Below are 21,082 nucleotides of genomic sequence, written 5' to 3' on the forward strand. Positions count from 1 at the left end.
AGAGGCCGACCTGCTGGATGACGTAGCCGATCCGGCGCCGCAGCCGGACGGGATCGGTGCCCGCGATGTCCTGGCCGGCCACCGAGATGGTGCCCTCGGTGGGGTCGATGAGGCGGTTGACCATCTTCATCGTGGTGGTCTTGCCGCAGCCGGACGGGCCGACGAGGGTGACGAGTTCCCCCTCCGCGACCTCGAAGGACAGGTCGTCGACGGCGGTCGTCCCGTCCGGGTAGCGCTTGGTGACGTGCTCGAAGCGGATCATCTTTCCCCCGTTGTGGACGGTCTCCATTGTGGGCGGCGGCGCGTGAACGCGGTGTGGCGGACATATGGCGGCCGGTCCGGATGTCAGTGGTGGGGGATAGGGTCGCAGACAGTCACCGAAAATGTGAGCGACAGGGCGGGGGAGGTGACGACGGATGAGCGTGCCGTGGAGCCTGACGGCGGCCGCCTGGCCGTCCGGACAGGTGCCGGCGGATCCTGGCGGGCCCTGGACGGCGCAGGCCGCGGGGGAGGGCGGCTCCGACTGCCTGATGGCCAACGACTGGATCTGCGGTGCGTATCTCCGCACCCGTAGCCATGAGTTGCTGGACGCCACCGTGCAGCACATCGGCATCACCGCGGCGTCCGTGGTCCTCGGGCTGCTGATCGCCTTCCCGCTGGCGCTGCTCGCCCGGCGGCGGCGCGCCGTCGCGGGCGCGGTGCTGGGGCTGACGACGGTGCTCTACACCATCCCGTCACTGGCGATGTTCGCGCTGCTGACCCCGGTCTTCGGGGTCTCCGTCGCCGTCGTCGTCACGGGCCTGGTGCTCTACTCCCTGACGATCCTGGTCCGCAACATCCTCGCCGGGCTCGACGCGGTGCCCGCCGAGGTTCGTGAGGCGGCCCGCGGGATGGGGTACGGCCCCGCCCGGCTGCTGTTCGGGGTCGAACTCCCGCTGGCACTCCCGGCACTGGTCGCCGGGATACGCATCGCCACGGTCTCGACGGTCGCGATGACCACCATCGGCTCCGTCGTCGGCTTCGGCGGGCTGGGCAACCTCATCGCCAGCGGTCTGGAGGGCTTCTTCAAGGCCGAGGTGCTGACCGCCTCGGTGCTCTGCGTCCTGCTCGCCGTCACGGCGGACCTGCTGCTGATGGCGGCCCAGCGGCTGCTGACCCCATGGACCCGGCCGCGCCCGGCGGCGCGGCGCGGCCGCCGGCGCACCCGGGCGACGAAGGCGGTGGCCTGACGATGGACGCGCTCACAGGCGCCTGGCAGTGGCTGACGTCGGCCGCCAACTGGGCGGGCGAGAAAGGCGTCTGGCACCGGCTGACCGAGCATGTGCAGATCAGCGCGGTCTGCCTGGTGCTCTCCTGCCTGGTGGCGCTGCCGCTCGCGCTCTGGCTCGGCCATATCGGCAAGGGCGGTGCGCTGGCCGTCAACGTCTCCAACGTCGGACGGGCGGTGCCGACCTTCGCGGTGCTGGTGCTGCTGACGATCGGTCCGCTCGGCAGCCAGGGGGAGTGGCCCACGGTCATCGCCCTGGTGCTGTTCGCCGTGCCGCCGCTGCTGACCAACGCCTACCTCGGCATACGCGAGGCCGACCGGGACGCCGTCGAGGCCGCCCGCGGGATGGGGATGTCCGGCCCGCAGCTCCTGCTCCGCGTCGAACTGCCCCTCGCCTATCCGCTGCTGATGACCGGCCTGCGGTCCGCGGCCGTCCAGATCGTCGCCACGGCCACGCTGGCGGCGATGGCCGGCGGCGGCGGGCTCGGCCGCATCATCACCGCGGGCTTCGGCAACTACGACACCGCGCAGGTCGTCGCCGGGGCAGTGCTGGTCGCGGTCCTCGCCCTGCTCGTCGAGGGCGCCCTCGTCCTCGTCGACCGGCTCTGCGACCCGATGCGCGGTCGCCGCCGGGCGGCCCGCGCCGGACGGCCGCGGGCCGGTGGCGGGGCGCGGGATGACGATGCGGTAGCGATCGGCAGTACGGCCTGACAGCCGGCGGGGCCACCCGCGTACCCTGCACCGGCCCGCCCGGTGCCCCGGCCCGGCGGCGCCGATGCCCCGTACCGGCACCGGGCCTCGGCGACCGGCAGATCCGAACCGACGAAGCCAAGACCGACGAAGCCAAGACCGACGAAGCCAAGACCGACGAAGCCAAGACCGACGAAGCCAAGACCGACGAAGCCAAGACCGACGATGCCAAGACCGATGAAGCGAAGGACGAATCCATGAGCAGCACGTCGCGAGGGGCGCGCACCGCGCTCGCCGCGGGCACGGCGATCGCGCTGGCGGCGGCTCTGGCCGCCTGCGGTGGCCAGAGTCTGGAGGACAAGGGAGCGGCCCGGGGAAAGGGCGGCGGCAAGGGTGAAATCGTCATCGGCTCGGCCGTTTTCACCGAGTCGAAGGTGCTCGCGCAGATGTATTCCCAGCTCCTGGGAGCCGCCGGATACGACGCCCGCGTCCAGACGCTCGACAATCGCGAACTGTACGAACCGGCCCTGGAGAAGGGGCAGATCGACGTCGTTCCCGAATACGCCTCCACCCTCGCCGAATTCCTCAACGCGAAGGAGAACGGCGCGAAGGCGAAGCCCGTCGCCTCCGGCGACATCGGCAAGACCGTCACGGCGTTGAAGAAGCTCGCGGCCCCGCGCGGTCTCACCGTCCTCGACGCCGGTCCCGCCGCCGACCAGAACGCCTTCGCGGTCACCGCCGAATTCGCCGCGAAGCACAAGCTGAAGACCCTCTCCGACCTCGGCGCCTCCGGACAGAAAGTCAAGATCGCCGCCGGGGAGGAGTGCGAGACCAGGCCGTTCTGCAAGCCGGGACTGGAGAAGACGTACGGCATATCCGTCGCCGGTATCGACCCCAAGGGCGTGGGCTCCCCGTCGTCCAAACAGGCCGTCAAGGACGGTACCGATCAGGTGGTGCTGACCACGACCACGGACGCCACCCTCGGCAACTTCGGGCTGGTCCTCCTCACCGACGACAAGAAGCTCCAGAACGCCGACAACGTCCTGCCCGTCGTCAATACCAAAAGCGCAGGTGACAAGGGAATCGAGACGGCGCTCGGCAAGCTCACACAGGTCCTCACCACCAAAGAGCTGATCAATCTGAACCGTAAGGTCGACGCCGAACGGCTCAAGCCCGAGGAGGTCGCACGGACTTATCTGGAGGCGAAGGGACTGCTGAAGAAGTAACCACCGGGAAACGGATCGGTGGGCGGGGCTCCATCGACCTCCGGCGCACGGTAAGTTTCTGGCCATGCCACGAGGACGCCACCGCCATTCACCACCCCTCCACCGGCTGCTTCCTCCCTCCTCGGTCGCCGGAGCGTCGATCGTCTGCGCCGCCGGGACATGGTTCGTCGGCGACGACCTGGTGCAGCGGGTGCTCGCCGCCGGAGCCGCGGGCGCCGCGGTCACCGGCGCGGTGCTGCTGCGCGCCTGGGACCGCAAGGCCGGCAGGCGCGTCGCCGAACTGGGCCGCGCCCGCGTCCGCGACGAGTGGCGCACCGAGGAGCGGATCGCCGAACTCGAATCCGATGCCGAGGAGTCCCGGGAGATCCGCGCGGCCCTGGACACCAAGCTCCGCGCCAAGCGCGCCGAACTCGCCCGGCTGCGGACCGAACACGCCGATCTGCTGCGCCGCTACGCCACCTCCGAGACCGAGCGGGCCGGTGCTCTGGAGCGCCGCCGTCAGCTCGCCATAGAGGGGACGGCGCCCGCCGCGGCGCTGCCCGCACCCGCCGGGGCCCCGGCGGCGGAGCGCACCGCGACGCCCGCCGCCGGTGGCACGGCCCGTCAGAACACGGCGGCGCGCCCCGTATCGGGCGGTCCGGCGGCGGCGCGCCCTGTCCCGGCCACGTTCGCGCAGGCCGACCACGCCCTCCGGCAGCTGGCCCGCAACGCCGCCCGGCAGCGTGACGCCCGTACGGAGAACACCGGCGCCGATCGCCCGCGCGGCAGGCACGCGGCCCCGGCCGCCGCCGGTCCCGCGGCGCCTGTACCGGACGGACCGGCGCTGCGTCCGGTCCCGGCCACCGCGGCGGCCGTCGCACCGCCCGCCGCGCCCCGGCCCCCGGCCTCCCGCGAGATCGGCGGCTTCGACTTCTTCGGCAACACGACGCCTCCGGCGCTGCCCGCGCCCATGGAGGAGGACCTCGCCGATGTCGTCGGCGACGAAGCCATCGCCGAGCAGACCGTCCGCGCCGCCGCCCGCCTCCGCCCGGCGGAGCCGGAACCGGCACCCGGGCCCGGCAGTCACCGCCGCCCCGGCCCGGCGGGCGCACCGGCCGGCACCGCGTCCGATGGCGCTCCCGAAGCCGGGACCGTGCCGGAGGCCGGTGCCCCCGAGGCGGCCGTGCCCGGGGCCGGCGCCCGGGACGCCACGGTTCCGGGAGCCGCCTCCGTCACGGAGACAGCCGAGGCAGGTGCCGTGCGGCCGGTGGAGGCCGAGGACGCGGCCGGGGAAGCCGAGGCGGAAGCTCCGGCGGCCGACGGTGCCCACGCGGCAGCTCCGGCTTCTGACGGCGTCGCCCCGGAGGGGGCCGCGCCCGAAGGCGCCGCCGCCGAGGACGCCACCGGCAAGGACGGTGCGGAGCGGAACGCCCCGGAGAAGGACGGCGTGGGCGAGGTCATCGACCTGACCGCCCACGACGAGACGGAACAGCTCGACCTGGCCGGCCTCCGCACCGCCATCTCGTAGCCGGGGACGGCGGCGGGCCCGAGCCGACGGGCCGGGCCCGGAGCCGACGGGCAGGGCCTGAGCCTGGCACCAGGCCGAGGCCCCGAGCCGAGGGGCCGGGCCCGCGGCGGCCAGGCCCGAGCCTGACACCAGGCCCGGACCCGAGACCGAGCCGTAGGGCCGGGCCCGAGCCGGTGGCCGGACCCGGAGCCGGGCCCGAACGCGTAGGCGGGACGACCGGAGCGCCCGGTTCCGAAGCGGCGGCCCGCCCGGTTCCGAAGCGGCGGCCCGCCCGGTTCCGAAGCGGCGGCCCGCCCGGTTCCGAAGCGGCGGCCCGGTCGGAGCCCGTGCCGGTTCCCCCGCTCCCGGTCCCGTAAAACCCGAATGCCGGCCCCTCCCCGAACGTGTGGGGGAGGGGCCGGCGTCATGCGCGTACACCGTCCGGGCGGACCGGGGCCGGGGCCGAAGCGGGCGTCGGCGGGGTGGCCCGCGGGACGCCGGTACCGGTCCGAGGGGCCGTTACCGGCCCGACGGGTCGCTACCCGTCGCCTGGCTGTCCGCCTACTTGTCGATGTCGCCGACGACGAAGAAGAGGGAGCCCAGGATCGCGACCATGTCCGCGACGAGGGTGCCGGGGAGGAGTTCCGTCAGGGCCTGGATGTTGTTGTACGAGGCGGAGCGCAGCTTCAGGCGGTACGGGGTCTTCTCGCCCTTGGAGACGAGGTAGTAGCCGTTGATGCCGAGCGGGTTCTCCGTCCACGCGTACGTCGCGCCCTCCGGGGCCTTCAGCACCTTCGGCAGCCGCTGGTTGACCGGGCCGGGCGGCAGCTGCGCGAGGCGGTCCAGGCAGGCGTCGGCGAGGTCGAGGGCGTTGTGGCTCTGCTCCAGCAGACATTCGAAGCGGGCCAGGCAGTCACCCTCCTCCCGCACGGCGACCTCCAGCGTGTCCTGGAGATCCGCGTAGGCGAGGTACGGCTCGTCGCGCCGCAGATCGAAATCGACGCCGGACGCCCGCGCGATCGGACCGGACACCCCGTACGCGTGCACCGCCTCCCGGGACAGCACGCCGACGCCGCGGGTGCGGCCGCGGAAGATCTCGTTGCCCAGCACCAGATCGTCGAAGACGCCCATCCGGGAGCGGACCTGCGCGACGGCGTGGCGCGCGCGGTCCGTCCAGCCCGCGGGCAGGTCCTCCTTGAGACCGCCGACGCGGTTGAACATGTAGTGCATCCGGCCGCCGGAGATCTCCTCCATGACCGTCTGCAACTCTTCCCGCTCCCGGAAGGCGTAGAAGACCGGCGTGATGCCGCCCAGCTCCAGCGGGTACGAGCCGAGGAACATCAGATGGTTCAGGACGCGGTTCAGCTCCGCCAGCAGGGTGCGCAGCCACACGGCCCGCTCGGGGACCTCCATGCCGAGCATCCGCTCGACGCCGAGGACCACACCCAGTTCGTTGGAGAACGCCGACAGCCAGTCGTGGCGGTTGGCGAGCATGATGATCTGGCGGTAGTCCCGCGCCTCGAACAGCTTCTCCGCGCCCCGGTGCATATAGCCGATGACCGGCTCCGCGTGCTGGATCCGCTCGCCGTCCAGCACCAGACGCAGCCGCAGCACGCCGTGCGTGGAGGGGTGTTGCGGGCCGATGTTCAGCACCATGTCGGTGCTCTCCGCCGCGCCGCCGATGCCGACCGTCGTCTCCGTCATGGGAACAGTCTCGCAGCACACCACCAGACGCCCGGAAACCCCTCCGGACCTGCCCGCCCTCCACGGACCGGGGCCCGTACGGCACGGCGGCGCCCACCGGCGCCCGCGCCCTCGCCCGCGCCCCCTCCCGTACGGCTCACGCCTCCGGGCGCAGCAGCTCCGCGCACTCCGTGCCGACCGGCTCGACGAGCCAGCCGAAGCCGCCGAGGCCCGCCGGATCGGTCAGTTCGGCGGCGGCACCCGCGGCGGACAGCGCCCGTACGTAACCGGCGGGGTCGGTGGACGCGAGCGCCAGGGGCGGGCGGCGGCCCGTCACCCCCAAGGAGCGCAGGGCGGCCCGCTGGGTCAGGAGCCGCCCGGCCGGCCCGGCGCACGCGTCGAGCGCCACATGCGCGGTCACATCGGCCGTACCGTCCGGCACCGGCGCGACCTCACGGCCGGCCCGGAACCCGGTCAGCGTGCCGAACGGCGGCCGGTCCGCCCGGCTGTGCGCGTAGTCGGAGGCGACCGCGAGACCCGCGCCCAGACAGCGGACCGCCCGCGCCCACGCCGCGTCCCGGGGCCGCCCGATCTCGCCGCGCGTCCCGGGGGCGGGCGGCGCCGCGCCCGGCGACCGCAGCTCCCCGGGCGCGAGCTGCGGCCACCACCGGGCCAGCCAGGCGGCGTCCGCCCCGTCGACCTCGTCGCCGAGCCGCTCCGTGCCGTCCGCCCGGACCAGCACCCGGCGCACCGCGCCGTCCCCGTCCGCCTCCACGACATCGACCGGGACGTTGTCCAGCCACTCGTTCGCGAACAGCAGCCCGACCGCCGAGCCCGGCTCCGGCAACCGCGCCGACCAGCCGATCCGCGGATCCAGCCCCTCCGGCCGGGCGGCCCGCTCCACGGCGTACGGGCGCAGCCGCGCCGGAAGGTCCCCGGGGGCGTCCTCCAGGGCGGCGAGGACACCGGTCAGCAGCTCGCCGCGGCCCGCGCCGACATCGATCAGGGCCAGCCCGTCCGGGTGGCCGAGCGCCGCGTCCACCTCCCGCAGCAGCCGCGCGACGGCCCCGGCGAACAGCGGCGAGGCATGCACCGACGTACGGAAATGCCCCGCCGGCCCGGGGCCGCCGGCCCGCGTGTAGAAACCGCCGGGCCCGTACAGGGCCGCCTCCGCCGCATCCCGCCAGCCGCACCACTCGCTCGTCACCGCACCACGGTACGGGCGCACGCACCACGGGCCGGGCGGCGGGGAGGCACGCGCCCCGGGGCGCGCCCCTGTGACGTGCGGCGGGACACCGGGACCACGCCGCACCGGGGTGCGGCCCACCGGCCTCCGCACGCACACCGTCTCCACCTTCCGGAGTAGAGCCGTCCGGCAGGATCGCTCCTCCGGCTGACCTCCGGGCCCGGACGCCCTGCCTACGCTGGGTGACGTGCAGCGTCTCTACGACTTCTTCCGCCGGCACCCCACGGGGGTGGACAGCTTCTGGGCGTTCCTCCTGCTGGCGTTCAACGGTCTGTGGGTCATGTCGCTGGAGGCCACGGAGGTGGTCGTCGCCATCTTCATCAGCCTCGGGCTCTGCACCGTCATCGCGCTGCGCCGCAAATGGCCCGAGAAGATGCTGCTGCTCGGCATCCTCATCGGCCTGATGCAACTGCTCTTCCACTCGGGCTCCAACCCGGCCGACTTCGCGCTGCTCGTCATCGTCTACACCGTCGCCTCCGGCACCACCCGCTGGGCGTCCCGGCTGGCACTGACCGGCGCCTGCCTCGCGCCGACCCTCTTCCTGATGCGCTTCGGCGACCCGGCCCCCGAACGCTCCTCCTGGGAAGCCGTGTTCGTCACGGTGCTGCTCACCGTCCCCTTCGTCCTCGCCTGGGTCCTCGGTGACTCCGTCCGCACCCGCCGCGCGTACTGGGCACAGCTGGAGGAGAAGGCGGAACGGCTGGAGAAGGAGCGCGAGGCCCAGGCCCGGATCGCCGTCGCCGCCGAACGCGCCCGCATCGCCCGCGAACTCCACGACGTCGTCGCGCACAACGTCTCCGTCATGGTCGTCCAGGCCGACGGCGCCGCGTACGTCCTCGACAACGCGCCCGACCAGGCCCGGCAGGCGCTGGAGACCATCTCCGGCACCGGACGGCAGGCCCTCGCCGAGATGCGGCGGCTGCTCGGTGTCCTGCGCACCGGCGAACAGGCCGAGGGCGGCGAGTACGTCCCGCAGCCCGGCGTGGAACAGCTCGCCGACCTCATCGACCAGGTACGCGGCGCCGGACTGCCGGTCGACTTCCGCGTCGACGGCACCCCGCGGCCCCTGCCCAGCGGCGTCGAACTCACCGCGTACCGCATCGTGCAGGAAGCCCTCACCAACACCCGCAAGCACGGCGGGCCCGACGTGGGCGCGACGGTGCGCCTCACCTACGGGGACGCCGAACTGGAACTCCTCATCGAGGACGATGGCCGCGGCGCGCAGCGCGAACTGTACGAGGAGGGCGGCGCCGACGGCCTCGGCCACGGCCTCATCGGCATGCGCGAACGGGTCGGCATGGTCGGCGGCAGCCTGGAGGCGGGCCCGCGCGAGGGCGGCGGCTTCCGCATCGACGCGGTGCTGCCGCTCCGGCCCGAGGGGTGAGCGGGAGCGGGCGGCGGTCCGGGCGGGGCCGGTGGTGCGCTCCGTGGAGTCCAGGTCTGTGCTCCGTGGAGTCCGGGCCTGCGGTCCGTGGGCGGGGCCCGTGGGGGCCGGTGGTGCCCGTGACGTGGTTCCATTCGTCCGTCCGCTCCTTCCGCCCGGTGCGGGAGGGGCCGGGGCCCGGGATGTGCGGGCCGGGGCGTCCGGGGCCGCTCCCGCCGTCCGTCCCGGTCCGGTCCGCCGACCCGCACCTCTGATCCGTCCGTTCCGTAGCCGCGCACCGTGCGCCGCCGTTCCGCATGTGAAGGGAACCCCCTGCCATGACCATCCGTGTGATGCTCGTCGACGATCAGGCGCTCCTGCGCACCGGATTCCGGATGGTGCTGGCGGCGCAGCCCGACATGGAAGTGGTCGCCGAGGCGGGGAACGGTGCGGAGGCGCTGGAGGTGCTGCGCGCCACGAAGGTCGACGTGATCCTCATGGACGTCCGGATGCCGCACCTGGACGGCGTCGAGGCGACGCGGCGGATCTGCGGCGAGGGCCGCACGGAGGACGCGCCGAAGGTGCTGATCCTGACCACCTTCGACCTCGACGAGTACGCGTTCTCCGCCCTCAAGGCCGGGGCCAGCGGCTTCATGCTCAAGGACGTCCCGCCGGGGGAGCTGCTCACCGCGATCCGCGCCGTGCACAGCGGTGACGCGGTCGTCGCGCCGTCCACCACCCGCCGGCTGCTGGACCGCTTCACGCCGATGCTGCCCGCCACCGGCGCCGAGCCGTCCCGCCCCGAACTGGGCCGGCTGACGGAACGCGAGCGGGAGGTCCTGCTGCTGGTCGCCCAGGGGCTGTCGAACGGTGAGATCGCGGCGCGGCTGGTGCTCTCCGAGGCCACCGTCAAGACCCACGTCGGCCGCATCCTCACCAAGCTGAGCCTCCGCGACCGCGTCCAGGCAGTGGTCCTCGCCTACGAATCGGGGCTGGTCAGGGCGGGCGGCGGAGGCACGGCGAGCTGAGGCGCGGGCGCGGCGGGCGCGCCCGGCGGGGCGGGCGAGGAGCGCCGGGGCCGTACCGGATGGCCGTGCGCCGGGCGGATACGCGGCCGTGCTCCGGGCGGGCGATCCTGACGGGCCGGTGGGCGGCGCCCCGTACGACTCCTTGACGGGGACACGTAAAGAAGAGCAGATTGGGCGCGCTCGGTAAGGAAACTTTCCTAATCGAAGGGTTCCCCAGTGCGGACAGGAAACCTCGCTCTCGCCACCGTCGCCGGCGCCGCGCTGCTCACCGCAGCCGCCCTGCCGGCCACCGCCCAGCCGGCCCCCACGCCCGCTGTCGCCAAGGCCCGCCCCCTCCAGGAAGGCAGCGTCAGCGCCGCCGACCTGCTGGCCGAACTCAAGGGCTGCGACCAGCTCTCGAACGGCAAGTACCGCACCGACGAGGAGACCTCCGCCACGGTCCCCGTCTGCGGCAAGAACGGCGCGGTCTTCTGGAAAGCCGACATGGACATCGACTGCGACGGCCAGATCACCGACCGGTGCAACAAACAGACCGACCCGTGGTTCCAGGACGACACCCGGTTCCACCAGTCCGACGGCAAACCCCTCAACGCCGCCGAACTGCCCTTCGTCGTCGTACCCAGCTCCAGCGGCATCTGGGACTACACCAAGCACGGCATCAAAGGCGGCGGCATCGTCGCCATCATCTACAACAACCAGGTCGAATACGCCGCCGTCGGAGACACCGGCCCCGAAAAGATCATCGGCGAAGCCTCCTACGCGGCCGCCAAGAACCTGGGCATAGACCCCGACCCGGAAACCGGCGGCGCCGACTCCGGCGTCACCTACATCCTCTTCAAGAACTCCCGGGCAACGCCCATCGAAAGCCACGAAGCGGCGATCAGCCGAGGAGACGAACTGGCCAAGAAGTTCTTGGGGGAGAACTGAGCTGAGGGGTCGGAGCGGGGGGTGGGGGGCTTTCGGGGAGGGCGGGGTGTGTATTCCCCTCCCGGGGGGCCGCCCCCCCCCGCCCCCCACCCTCCCCTCCCCCTACCGCAGCGCCCCCTCCAGAAAGTCGCTCCCCAGCCGTGCGACCACCTGGAGGTCCAGTTGGTGCAGCACGTACCGGCCGCGGCGCCGGGTCTGGATGAGTCCGGCTTTTTTGAGCGCCGCGATGTGCCGGGACACCTCGGGCGGTGTGATGCCGAACGTGTTCGCCAGTTCGCCCGTCGTGTGCGGTCCGCGCGACAGGGACCGGCACAGTTTCATCCGCATCGGGTGCGCCAGCGCGTCGAGGCGTTGCTGGACGAGTTCCAGCGTGGCCGGTGCGGGCAGTTCGGGGCTCGCCACCGGGTACTGGATCACCGGCCGCCAGCCCGGTGCGTGGCTGACCAGCAGATGAGGCCAGCCGAACGATGTCGGGACGAGCGTCACCCCCGGATCGTCGGCGTCCGCGAACGCCGTGGTCCGGCCGCCGGCGAGTTTGTCGACGACGATGCGTTCGCCGCCGTCGGGCGTGCTCTGAAGGGAGAGCGCGGTCGAGGTGGCGGGCAGTGTCTCGGCGAGGCCCTTGCGGCGGAGCAGTTCTGTCTTGTGCCGGGCGTCGGCGGCCAGTTGGATGCCGACGCGCCGCCAGATGTCTCCGAAGAACGCCTCCTCACAGTCTTCGAACAGTCTCCTGAGCCATATCCGCAGCCCGTCCGGGTCGGTGAGCATGCGGTCGGTGAACGCGGCCTGCCGCGGACCGCGGGCCGCGGCCATCTCCCGCACACGGGCGCGTTCTTCCGCGTCCACGAGGGGCGAGGGCGTGCAGCGGGTATATGTGGTGCTGCAGGAGATCTCGAAGGCGGCGGCCACGAACCGTTCATCGTCGATCGTGTCCATCGTGTCCAGCTCGTCGGCCAGCGTCGCTCCCGGGCGGGCCGGCAGCAGCAGGTCCGAGCGGGCGGACCGCCACAGGAAGTCCGCCTCGCACAGCCGGTCGGCGAGGTCGGTCTTCAGCCCGGACGAGGTCGCCGTGACCCAGCCGTGCAGCCCCGGGTGGTGGCCCGGTTCGGACAGCGCGTGCAGCGCGGCGCCCAGTTCCGCGAGGGGTGACGGCGAGAAGACGATGCGCTCGGGCGGGAGCCCGGTGAGGTCGATGACGTTGGCCATGTCCTCATCATGCGCTCGCCCTGGACCTGCGGGAACGTCGTTTGACGGCTCCCGTCAATCGGCGCGCGCCGCTGCCCGGAGCTGCCCCAGAGTGAGGGCATGAACGCCAGCCAGCAGCACCTTCTCGACGCCTACCGTGCCGCACAGCGGGGCGAGGCCCCGCCCGTCCGGCCGGACGTCGCCACCGTCCGTACCGTCCGCGAGATTCTCCTGTGGAGACGCTTCACCTCCGTTCTCACCGATCCCGCCGATCGTTTCCCGGCCCGCGCGCTGCGTGCCGTCCGGCGTCTGCGGGCGTCCTTCCGGCACCCTCGCCCGTTCCACCCGGGCACCGGAGCGCTTCGCCGGACGCCGTCCCGTATCGCTGTCCGCACCGCCGGGGCGCACCCGGTCCGCACCGGGGACGGCGCCGGGCGGCGCACCGGGCGCCGCGCGGCCTCCCCGTGCGCCTAGACCGGCCCGCCGTGGCGGACGGCGCCGTGCCGCAACTGCCGCGGCGTCGGGGTGGCCCGGCGGCTCAGGCGGTGGCTGTCCGCGCGACGAAGTCCGCCGACGCCGCCCGTATGTCGTCCGCCGTCCACTCCAGCGCGGGCGCCTGCACCGTCACCTCGGTGGTCGCGAGGCCCGGGACGGCATCGTCGAACCAGCCCTGGAACAGGGCCGTCCCCGTCTCCCGCGCCTGCCGCAGACCGGCGTCGTTCAGCGCCTGTGCCGGATACGGCAGCCACAGCCGGAACTGATGGGTGTGCGGTATCTCCGGATGGACGCGGAACCACGGCACGGGCGAGGCGGCCAGCGCTTCCGTCAGGGCCTGTGCGACGACCTTCGCCTGCGCGACGTACGCGGGCAGACGCGGCAGCTCTCCGTCCAGCCCGGCGAGTGCGGTCAGCGCTGTCGGCCACTGCTGGTAGAGCTGCCCGCCGTAGCGGTGCCGCCAGGCGCGGGTCTCCTCGATGAAGCTCTCGGTGCCCACCAGGGCGGCGCCGCCGATGCCGCCGAGCGACTTGTAGAACGAGACGTACACGCTGTCGGCGAGGGCGGCGATCTCCCCGAGCCCGCGCCCGAAGTGGGGCGTGCATTCCCAGAGGCGCGCCCCGTCGAAATGGACGACCGCCTCTCGCTCCCGGGCCGCCTCGACGGTCGCCGTCAGCTCCTCCCACCCGGGCAGGACGAACCCGGCGTCCCGCAGCGGAAGTTCCAGCGCCAGAGTGCCGAACGGCTCCTGGAGGGCGTGGATCTCGGCGGCCGTCGGGATGCGTGGCTCACCGGTCGGATGGACCATCCGCAGGCCGCTGACCGTGGCGTACGCGTCGCGCTCGTGGACCTCCATGTGCGACAGCGGATGGCCGGCGACGGTGGCGTTGCCCGTACGACCGGCCCAGCAGCGCAGGGCCACCTGCTGCGCCATCGTCCCGGTGGGGAAGAACGCGGCGGCCTCGGCGCCCAGGGCGTCGGCGGTCCGGCGTTCCAGCTCGCCGATGACGGAGTCGTCGTTGCCGTACATGTCGGGCCAGGCGTCGAGGTCGCAGAGGTCCGGGGCGTCGGTGAGGAGGCCGCCGAGCCGTTCGCGGAGGGTCTGCGGCCGGGCGGCCAGCGTCCGCTTCGCGCCGCGCGCCGCCGAGAGCCGCCGCTGCCGCTCGCCGGCGGCCGGATCCGCGCCGGGGTCGGCTTCCGGCGCCGCGTGCCGTTCGGTCTGCCGAGCAGGCCGTCGGTCGTGGTGGTGATCGTGGTCGTGCCGGGTGTCCCCGCGCATGGTGCCCCCGTCCGTGCCGGTCTCCGCCGAGCCGGTGCTCCGCGTCGTTGCCTCGATGATGACGTACGCGGTGCCACCGCCGCTCAGCCTGTGGACAACTTTCCGCGAGGCGCCGTGACGACGTGCCTGACCTGCGTAAACAGTCGTGCGAGCCGGTGCGGAGGGACGAGGGGGCCGGGGCGTGGCGCGGCGGGCGGGCACGGTCGGACGGAGGCGGGGAGGGCGGCCCGGCGGCGCCCTTCGCCGGGCCGGAGGTGGCCCGAAACACTCGCGTAGCATGGCGATGAATCGTCCGGTACCCCCTGCGGACTGGAACGGAAGGCCATCGCCACGTGAACGCAATCCCACCCATCGAGGCCCAGGACCGCCCGGCCCGACTGACCGTCGGCGTGGTCGGCGCAGGCCGTGTCGGTCCCGCCCTCGCCGCCTCGCTCCAGCTCGCCGGGCACCGCCCGGTCGCCGTCTCCGGGGTCTCCGACGCCTCCGTACGGCGCGCCGCGGCTCTGCTGCCCGAGGTGCCGCTGGTGCCACCCGCCGAGGTGCTGGCCCGTGCCGACCTCGTCCTGCTGACCGTCCCGGACGACGCGCTGGCCGGTCTGGTCGCCGGACTCGCCGAAACCGGCGCCGTCCGCCCGGGACAGCTTCTCGCGCACACCTCGGGCCGTCACGGGACGGCCGTGCTGGACCCGGCCACCAGGGCGGGCGCGCTGCCGCTCGCACTCCACCCGGCGATGACGTTCACCGGCACGCCCGTGGACGTCCAGCGGCTGGCCGGTTGCTCCTTCGGCGTGACCTCGCCCGAGGAACTGCGGATGGCCGCCGAAGCGCTGGTCATCGAGATGGGCGGGGAACCCGAGTGGATCGCGGAGGAAGCCCGTCCGCTCTACCACGCGGCCCTCGCGATCGGTGCGAACCACCTCGTCACCCTGGTCGCCCAGGCGATGGAACTGCTCCGCACCGCCGGTGTCGGGGCGCCGGACCGGATGCTCGGCCCGCTGCTCGGCGCGGCCCTCGACAACGCCCTCCGCTCCGGTGACGCCGCCCTGACCGGCCCGGTGGCGCGCGGCGACGCGGGCACCGTGGCCGCGCACGTCGCCGAGTTGCGCGCGCACGCACCGCAGGCCGTCGCCGGCTACCTGGCGATGGCCCGTACGACGGCCGACCGGGCGCTGGCACACGGCCTGCTCAAGCCCGAGCTGGCCGAGGACCTGCTCGGCGTCCTCGCCGACACCACGCCCCCGGGCCGGCCGGGCGTCACCGCCGCTCCCGAAGACGGCCGGAGGGACGACCGTCCCGGAGACGGCGCTCCCGGTGCGGACACCGACCCGCCGCACGGCCCCGGACGCCCACGGAACGACGCCCCGGACGACGGCCCCGAGGGAGACGCCCCCCGATGACCACCGCCACCCCGGGCCCCCACCAGGTTCCCGGCGCACACCGGGCCCCCACCCCCCGGCTCCTCCACACCGCCGCCGACCTCCGCGCCACGGCGCGCGGCGACGGTCCGCGCGCCGTCGTCATGACGATGGGCGCCCTCCACGAAGGGCACGCCACCTTGATGCGCGCCGCCCGGGAACGGGTCGGGCCGCGCGGCCAGGTGGTCGTCACCGTCTTCGTCAACCCGCTGCAGTTCGGCGCGGGCGAGGACCTGGACCGCTATCCGCGCACCCTGGAAGCCGATGTCCGCGTCGCCACCGGGGCAGGCGCCGACGTCGTCTTCGCGCCGTCCGCCGACGAGGTTTACCCGGGCGGAGAACCGCAGGTCAAGATCGCCGCCGGACCGATGGGCACACGCCTGGAGGGCGCCAGCCGCCCCGGGCACTTCGACGGCGTCCTCACCGTCGTCGCCAAACTGCTGCACCTCACCGCCCCGGACGTCGCCCTGTTCGGCGAGAAGGACGCGCAGCAGCTCGCCGTCATCACCAGGATGGTCGCCGACCTGAACTTCCCCGTGGAGATCGTCGGCGTCCCCACCGTCCGGGAGGACGACGGGCTCGCCCGCTCCAGCCGCAACCGTTACCTCTCCGCCGCCGAACGCCGCACCGCCCTGACGCTGTCCAGGGCGCTGTTCGCCGCCCGGGACCGGCTCACCGCCGAGGAGGCGCTGCGGGCCCGCGCCGGGGCCGACGGGCCGCGCTCCCGGCGCCGCTCCGAGGCGCTCGCCGCCCTCGGTGAGGAACGCGCCGCCGCGGACGCCCACGCCGTCGCCCGAGCCGCCGCGGGCCCGCCCGGACCCGCCGTGGCGCGCGCCGCCGCCAACGCCGTCCTCGCCGACGCCGCGCGCCTCGACCCGCCGCTGGAACTGGACTACCTCGCACTCGTCGACCCGTCGGACTTCACCGAGGTCCCCGACGGCTACGAGGGCGAAGCGGTCCTGGCACTCGCCGCCCGCGTCGGCACCACCCGCCTCATCGACAACATCCGCCTCCATTTCGGACCGCGGACCGGCCCCGGGACCGGCGCGCACACCCCGGGCGCGTCCCAGGGGCCCGTGCGCCCCCACGAAGAAGCGGCCGTAACCTCACCGCAGGCCCCCGGAGGGGCCCCGTCCGACGAACCCCAAGGCCCCCTCGGAGCGTCCTGATGACCGCCACCGGAACAGCCGCCGTCCCCGGCCCCACCGGCATACGGCTGACCGCGCCCGCCCCGGGCTGGGCCATCGACGCCGACGTCGTCGTCGTGGGCTCCGGCGTCGCGGGCCTGACCGCCGCGCTGCGCTGCGCCGCCGCCGGACGCCGCACCGTCGTCGTCACCAAGGCGCGCCTGGACGATGGCTCCACCCGGTGGGCGCAGGGCGGTATCGCCGCCGCCCTGGGGGAGGGCGACACCCCCGAACAGCACCTGGCGGACACCCTCGTCGCCGGCGCCGGACTCTGCGACGAGGACGCCGTCCGCACCCTCGTCACCGAAGGGCCGGCCGCCGTCCACCGCCTCATCGCGGCAGGCGCCCGCTTCGACCCCGCACCGGACGGCGAGGGCATCGCGCTCACCCGGGAGGGCGGCCACCACCGCCGCCGCATCGCGCACGCGGGCGGCGACGCGACCGGCGCGGAGATCTCCCGCGCACTGGTCGCCGCGGTCCGCGCCGCCGGGCTGCGCACCGTCGAGAACGCGCTCGTCCTCGACCTGCTGACCGATGATCGCGGCCGTACCACGGGCGTCACCCTGCACGTCATGGGCGAGGGCCGCCACGACGGCGTGGGGGCCGTCCACGCCCCCGCCGTGGTCCTCGCCACCGGCGGCATGGGCCAGGTCTTCTCCGCCACCACCAACCCGGCCGTCTCCACCGGCGACGGCGTCGCCCTCGCCCTGCGGGCCGGGGCCGAGGTCTCCGACCTGGAGTTCGTGCAGTTCCACCCGACCGTCCTCTACCTGGGGGCGGAAGCGGAAGGCCAGCAGCCGCTCATCTCCGAGGCGGTCCGCGGCGAGGGCGCCCATCTGGTCGACGCCGACGGCCACCGCTTCATGGTGGGACAGCACGAACTCGCCGAACTCGCCCCGCGCGACATCGTCGCCAAGGCGATCATGCGCCGGGCCCACGAGACCGGCACCGACCACATGTTCCTCGACGCCCGGCACTTCGGCGCCGCCATGTGGGAGGCCCGCTTCCCCACCATCCTCGCCGCCTGCCGCAGCCACGGCATCGACCCCGTCACCCAGCCGATCCCGGTGGCCCCGGCCGCCCACTACGCCTCCGGCGGCGTCCGCACCGACCTGTGGGGCCGGACGACCGTCCCCGGGCTCTACGCCTGCGGCGAGGTGGCCTGCACCGGCGTCCACGGGGCGAACCGCCTCGCCTCCAACTCCCTCCTGGAGGGCCTGGTCTTCGCCGAACGCATCGCGACGGACCTCACCACGGGCGCGCCGGGCGCCCCGGGGGAGCAGACCCGGGCCACCGCCCAGGCCACGGCCGCCTCCCCGGGCAAGCCGGCCCCCGCCGCCCCCGAGGACACCCCGGCCCTCCCCCTCCTCGCCCCCGAGGCGCGGACCCAGGTGCAGCGCGTCATGACGGAGGGCGCCGGGGTACTGCGCAGCGCCGGCAGCCTCGCGCGGGCCGCCGCGGCGCTCGACCGGCTCCACCAGGACGCGGCCGCGGCCGGCGGCGACGGCGCCCCCGACCTCAAGGCGCCCGAGCCCGGCGTCGAGGCGTGGGAGGCCACCAACCTGCTCTGCGTCGCCCGCGTCCTCGTCGCCGCGGCCCGGCGCCGGGAGGAGACCCGCGGCTGCCACTGGCGCGAGGACCACCCCGGACGCGACGACGCCGCCTGGCGCCGCCACTTCCGCATCACCCTCGGCACCGGCCGCGCCCTCGCCGTCCACACCACGAGGACCGCGTCCTTCCCGCCGACGGCACCGGGCCCGAGCGCGCCCGCCCCCGGCGCACCGGCCGCCTGACGCGCCCCCACCGGACGTCCCACCACCCGCCACACCCGCCCCTTCCCGATACGGAGCCCAACCCGTGAGCAGCACCCCCGACGACCTCCCCCTCCTCCAGATCGGCATCGGCAGGCCGTCGGCCGAGGCCCCCGCCGGCGGCGGCTGCGGCGACGCCTGCGGCTGCGGCGGGACCGACGACGGCTACGACCTGTCCCCGCTGACCTGCGGACTCGACCCGGACCTCGCCGCCCTCCTGGTGGCCGGCGGACTCGACCCCGTCCAGGTGGAGGGCATCGCCCACCTCGCCCTGGAGGAGGACCTCGACGAGGGCGTGGACGTCACCACCGTCGCGACCGTCCCCGAGGAGTCCGTCTCCACCGGTGACTTCACCGCCCGCCAGGCCGGTACGGTCGCCGGCCTACGGGTCGCCGAGGCGGTGCTCTCCCTGGTGTGCACCGAGGAGTTCGAGGTCGAGCGGCACGTCGAGGACGGCGACCGCGTCGAGGCCGGCACCACCCTCCTCAGCGTCACCACCCGCACCCGCGACCTGCTCACCGCCGAGCGCAGCGCCCTCAACCTCCTCGGCCGCCTCTCCGGCATCGCCACCGCCACCCGCGCCTGGGCCGACGCCCTGGAGGGCACCGGCGCCAAGGTCCGCGACACCCGTAAGACCACCCCCGGACTGCGCGCCCTGGAGAAGTTCGCCGTGCGCTGCGGCGGCGGCGTCAACCACCGCATGTCGCTGTCGGACGCCGCGCTGATCAAGGACAACCACGTCATCGCGGCGGGCGGCGTCGCCGAGGCGTTCACCGCCGTACGCGACGAGTTCCCCGGTGTGCCGATCGAGGTCGAGGTCGACCGGCTCGACCAGATCCCGCCGATCCTCGCCGAGGGCGCCGACCTGATCCTCCTGGACAACTTCACCCCGGAGCAGACCGAGGAGGCCGTCGCCCTGGTGGCCGGCCGCGCGATCCTGGAGTCCTCCGGGCGCCTCACCCTCGACAACGCCGCCCGCTACGGCCGCACCGGTGTCGACTTCCTCGCCGTCGGCGCCCTCACCCACTCCGCGCCGGTCCTCGACATCGGCCTCGACCTGCGCGAAGAGGCCCCCGCCGCCCCGGCCCACGACGAGCACGAGGACCGCTGACCGCCATGCTGCTGACCATTGACGTGGGCAACACCCACACCGTCCTCGGGCTCTTCGACGGCGAGGACATCGTCGAGCACTGGCGGATCTCCACCGACGCCCGCCGCACCGCCGACGAACTCGCCGTCCTGCTCCACGGCCTGATGGGCATGCACCCGCTCCTGGGCGACGACCTCGGCGACGGCATCGACGGCATCGCCATCTGCTCCACCGTCCCCTCCGTCCTGCACGAACTGCGCGAGGTCACCCGCCGCTACTACGGCGACGTCCCGGCCGTTCTGGTCGAGCCCGGCGTCAAGACGGGCGTGCCGATCCTCATGGACAACCCCAAGGAGGTCGGCGCCGACCGGATCATCAACTCGCTGGCCGCCGTCGAGCTGTACGGCGGCCCGGCCGTCGTCGTCGACTTCGGCACCGCCACCACCTTCGACGCGGTCAGCGCCCGCGGCGAGTACGTCGGCGGCGTCATCGCGCCCGGCATCGAGATCTCCGTCGACGCCCTCGGTGTCCGCGGCGCCCAGCTCCGCAAGATCGAACTGGCCCGCCCGCGCAGCGTCATCGGCAAGAACACCGTCGAGGCGATGCAGTCCGGCATCCTCTACGGCTTCGCCGGCCAGGTCGACGGCGTCGTCCGCCGGATGGCCCGCGAACTCGCCGACGACCCGGACGACGTGACCGTCATCGCCACCGGTGGCCTCGCCCCCATGGTCCTGGGCGAGGCCACCGAGATCGACGAGCACGAGCCGTGGCTCACCCTGATCGGCCTCCGCCTCGTCCACGAACGCAACGTCGCCCGCTCCTGACCACCGGTACGGGGCCGCTGACCGCCGGTACGGGGCCGCGCCCGACCACGCCGCCCCGTACCGCGGCTCCCGGCCTGCCCGCACGGCCCCCGGTACGCGCCCCCAGGCGCCACCCCGGGGGCCGCGCCCTTTCCCGCCCCGGACCGCACCCACCCCACGCCGCCTCCATCCCGCTAAGCAGCTTTTGTCCTGATTGCACGTAAAGTCCGCTGCATGCCTATGCCATACGGAACCCGCGGCGGCATGGTGTTCAGCGCCGACGAACTGCGCGTGCTCCGCCGCGCCCTCGCCCACGCCCGCCGTCCCGCGCCCGCCGCCCCGCCCGGCCCCACCGGACCCGAGCGCCCCGTGGAACCGCAGGAGTACCTCCGGCTGGCCGAGGCCGTCGACGAGGCGGAACGCGAGGGCGCCCGGCTGCGCGCCTTCCTCCTCGCCGACCTCGCCCGCTACCGCGCCGCCCTCCCCGGCGCGGCCCCCGGCTACCTCGCCCGCCTCGACGAGGCGCTCGCCACCGGCTGCACCCCCGCCGCCGACGACCTCGCCGCCCTGCGCGTCCTCGCCCCACGGGCCGCCGGGCCCGCCGAGCGCGACCGCCGCACCGGGCTGCTCCGGCGCTGCGAGGACCGCGCCGGACGGACCGCCCGCCCCCGCCCGGCGGACGCCCGCCTCAGGACCCTCCCGGCCGCCCGCAGCGCCGACGAGCCCCGCCCGGCACCCGGCCCCGCGTCCCGCCCGGCCCCGCGCCCCGCACCCAAGGCGCCCCGTCCCGACCGTCCCGTCCCCACCCCGGGGGAGGTCTTCCCGCCCCGCCGCCCCACGCCGCCCCCCGCGGCCCGTACGGCCTGAGCGCTGCGTACCCTGGAATCCTCACGCCCCAAGG

19 protein-coding genes are annotated in these 21,082 nt (G+C 74.4%); 14 read left to right on the forward strand and 5 right to left on the reverse strand.

Features of this window, described 5'->3' with window-relative positions; translation table 11 throughout:
- A partial coding sequence (locus ACZ4M8_RS28995; protein ID WP_467612707.1) for an ATP-binding cassette domain-containing protein occupies positions 1–262 on the reverse strand: 262 nt, incomplete at its 3' end.
- Positions 263–530: 268 nt separating this feature from the next.
- Between ACZ4M8_RS28995 and ACZ4M8_RS29000 the strand changes: the two genes are divergently transcribed.
- The 4 genes from ACZ4M8_RS29000 to ACZ4M8_RS29015 all read left to right on the forward strand — a co-directional run bounded on the left by ACZ4M8_RS29000 (position 531) and on the right by ACZ4M8_RS29015 (position 4,690).
- Positions 531–1,229 (forward strand): ABC transporter permease, encoded by a 699-nt coding sequence (locus ACZ4M8_RS29000; protein ID WP_467612854.1) that lies wholly within the window; start codon positions 531–533, stop codon positions 1,227–1,229.
- 2 nt (positions 1,230–1,231) lie between these two features.
- Positions 1,232–1,978 carry an ABC transporter permease gene (locus ACZ4M8_RS29005; RefSeq protein ID WP_467612709.1) on the forward strand — a complete coding sequence of 249 codons (747 nt, stop codon included), beginning with the start codon at positions 1,232–1,234 and terminating at the stop codon, positions 1,976–1,978.
- A 236-nt stretch (positions 1,979–2,214) separates the two neighbouring features.
- Complete coding sequence (locus tag ACZ4M8_RS29010; RefSeq protein WP_467612712.1) at positions 2,215–3,183, forward strand: ABC transporter substrate-binding protein; 969 nt, start codon at positions 2,215–2,217, stop codon at positions 3,181–3,183.
- A gap of 64 nt (positions 3,184–3,247) precedes the next feature.
- The gene (locus ACZ4M8_RS29015) at positions 3,248–4,690 is read left to right on the forward strand and encodes a hypothetical protein (protein WP_467612715.1); all 1,443 of its coding nucleotides are present in this window, start codon (positions 3,248–3,250) and stop codon (positions 4,688–4,690) included.
- A gap of 540 nt (positions 4,691–5,230) precedes the next feature.
- On the opposite strand, the gene ACZ4M8_RS29020 is transcribed toward ACZ4M8_RS29015, so the two are convergent.
- Together ACZ4M8_RS29020 and ACZ4M8_RS29025 are read right to left on the reverse strand one after the other, a co-directional pair.
- On the reverse strand, positions 5,231–6,373 hold the full coding sequence (locus ACZ4M8_RS29020) for an NADH-quinone oxidoreductase subunit D (protein WP_467612718.1): 1,143 nt from the start codon (positions 6,371–6,373) through the stop codon (positions 5,231–5,233).
- A 136-nt stretch (positions 6,374–6,509) separates the two neighbouring features.
- Positions 6,510–7,559 (reverse strand): SAM-dependent methyltransferase, encoded by a 1,050-nt coding sequence (locus tag ACZ4M8_RS29025; RefSeq protein WP_467612721.1) that lies wholly within the window; start codon positions 7,557–7,559, stop codon positions 6,510–6,512.
- 226 nt (positions 7,560–7,785) lie between these two features.
- Between ACZ4M8_RS29025 and ACZ4M8_RS29030 the strand changes: the two genes are divergently transcribed.
- The 3 genes from ACZ4M8_RS29030 to ACZ4M8_RS29040 all read left to right on the forward strand — a co-directional run bounded on the left by ACZ4M8_RS29030 (position 7,786) and on the right by ACZ4M8_RS29040 (position 10,916).
- Entirely contained in the window at positions 7,786–8,982 is a 1,197-nt protein-coding gene (locus tag ACZ4M8_RS29030) for a sensor histidine kinase (RefSeq protein WP_467612724.1), read from the forward strand.
- 317 nt (positions 8,983–9,299) lie between these two features.
- Entirely contained in the window at positions 9,300–9,989 is a 690-nt protein-coding gene (locus tag ACZ4M8_RS29035; protein ID WP_467612727.1) for a response regulator, read from the forward strand.
- A 216-nt stretch (positions 9,990–10,205) separates the two neighbouring features.
- Positions 10,206–10,916, forward strand: a complete 711-nt coding sequence (locus tag ACZ4M8_RS29040; protein WP_467612730.1) for a glycoside hydrolase family 75 protein — start codon at positions 10,206–10,208, stop codon at positions 10,914–10,916.
- Positions 10,917–11,018: 102 nt separating this feature from the next.
- Here ACZ4M8_RS29040 and ACZ4M8_RS29045 read toward each other — a convergent pair whose 3' ends face one another.
- Positions 11,019–12,122: a DUF5937 family protein gene (locus ACZ4M8_RS29045; protein WP_467612733.1), complete on the reverse strand. Its 1,104-nt coding sequence runs from the start codon at positions 12,120–12,122 to the stop codon at positions 11,019–11,021.
- Between the two features lie 99 nt (positions 12,123–12,221).
- Between ACZ4M8_RS29045 and ACZ4M8_RS29050 the strand changes: the two genes are divergently transcribed.
- Positions 12,222–12,575, forward strand: a complete 354-nt coding sequence (locus tag ACZ4M8_RS29050; RefSeq protein ID WP_467612736.1) for a hypothetical protein — start codon at positions 12,222–12,224, stop codon at positions 12,573–12,575.
- 64 nt (positions 12,576–12,639) lie between these two features.
- Here ACZ4M8_RS29050 and ACZ4M8_RS29055 read toward each other — a convergent pair whose 3' ends face one another.
- Complete coding sequence (locus tag ACZ4M8_RS29055; RefSeq protein ID WP_467612739.1) at positions 12,640–13,875, reverse strand: threonine aldolase family protein; 1,236 nt, start codon at positions 13,873–13,875, stop codon at positions 12,640–12,642.
- Between the two features lie 332 nt (positions 13,876–14,207).
- Between ACZ4M8_RS29055 and ACZ4M8_RS29060 the strand changes: the two genes are divergently transcribed.
- The 6 genes from ACZ4M8_RS29060 to ACZ4M8_RS29085 all read left to right on the forward strand — a co-directional run bounded on the left by ACZ4M8_RS29060 (position 14,208) and on the right by ACZ4M8_RS29085 (position 21,048).
- Positions 14,208–15,272 (forward strand): Rossmann-like and DUF2520 domain-containing protein, encoded by a 1,065-nt coding sequence (locus ACZ4M8_RS29060; protein ID WP_467612742.1) that lies wholly within the window; start codon positions 14,208–14,210, stop codon positions 15,270–15,272.
- On the forward strand, positions 15,269–16,459 hold the full coding sequence (gene panC / locus ACZ4M8_RS29065; protein WP_467612745.1) for a pantoate--beta-alanine ligase: 1,191 nt from the start codon (positions 15,269–15,271) through the stop codon (positions 16,457–16,459). Before ACZ4M8_RS29060 ends, panC begins: the two co-directional genes overlap by 4 nt.
- Complete coding sequence (locus ACZ4M8_RS29070) at positions 16,459–18,270, forward strand: L-aspartate oxidase (RefSeq protein ID WP_467612748.1); 1,812 nt, start codon at positions 16,459–16,461, stop codon at positions 18,268–18,270. Before panC ends, ACZ4M8_RS29070 begins: the two co-directional genes overlap by 1 nt.
- Positions 18,271–18,334: 64 nt before the next feature.
- The gene (nadC, locus tag ACZ4M8_RS29075) at positions 18,335–19,399 is read left to right on the forward strand and encodes a carboxylating nicotinate-nucleotide diphosphorylase (RefSeq protein WP_467612751.1); all 1,065 of its coding nucleotides are present in this window, start codon (positions 18,335–18,337) and stop codon (positions 19,397–19,399) included.
- Positions 19,400–19,404: 5 nt separating this feature from the next.
- Positions 19,405–20,202, forward strand: a complete 798-nt coding sequence (locus tag ACZ4M8_RS29080; protein WP_030289391.1) for a type III pantothenate kinase — start codon at positions 19,405–19,407, stop codon at positions 20,200–20,202.
- Between the two features lie 213 nt (positions 20,203–20,415).
- Entirely contained in the window at positions 20,416–21,048 is a 633-nt protein-coding gene (locus ACZ4M8_RS29085) for a hypothetical protein (RefSeq protein ID WP_467612754.1), read from the forward strand.
- The last annotated feature ends 34 nt before the right edge of the window (positions 21,049–21,082 follow it).

The sequence above is a fragment of the Streptomyces sp. NPDC027185 genome, from assembly GCF_055567035.1.